The sequence below is a fragment of the Vibrio sp. 10N.286.49.E11 genome, assembly GCF_041469505.1.
In the GTDB taxonomy this organism is placed as follows: domain Bacteria; phylum Pseudomonadota; class Gammaproteobacteria; order Enterobacterales; family Vibrionaceae; genus Vibrio; species Vibrio crassostreae_C.
Genome location: NZ_JBFRKQ010000043.1, coordinates 19,644 through 20,193, shown reverse-complemented (window position 1 = coordinate 20,193; position 550 = coordinate 19,644). Strand labels below are relative to the sequence as shown.

The 550-nt window shown below is 48.4% G+C and carries 1 protein-coding gene; it reads right to left on the bottom strand.

What is annotated here, in order from left to right; genetic code table 11:
• The coding region (locus tag AB4167_RS22180; protein WP_372136487.1) for a tandem-95 repeat protein at positions 1–550 on the bottom strand (550 nt) is incomplete at both ends.

Genomic DNA, 550 nt, shown 5'->3' with positions numbered 1-550 from the left:
TCATCATTAGCTACAACCGTCGCATCTCCACCAACCGTAAGGTCGCTAGCTGTCAGGTCATCGCCTTCTACGTCAGAAGCTTGCGATAGAAGCTGCTCTTGACTTAGACGAATCGAACCGTCTTCGTCGATTGAGTACGCTAAGTCACCAGACACTGGCGCATCATCAACTGCTGTAACACTCACATCGATGTTCGCTGACACTGTATCGGTGCCGTCTGATACATCAAAACCGAAGTTTACGTCACCATTGAAGTTCTCATTTGGTGCGAAGGTATACGTACCGTTGCCGTTGTCGGTAAGAATACCGTCGCCACCGTCGTAGGTCACACCTTCAACCGTTAGGTTGTCACCTTCGATGTCAGTAGCGCCTGTTAATAGGTCGGCATCAGTGAAGATAAGTGTGCCGTCTTCTTCAACGCTGAACTGTTGATCTTGAGGTACTGGCAGGTCGTTAACTGGGTTAACGGTTAGGTCTGCTGAAGCTTGAACGGTATTGGTGCCATCAGAGATATCAAAGCTGATATCGATGTCACCATTGAAGTTCTCAT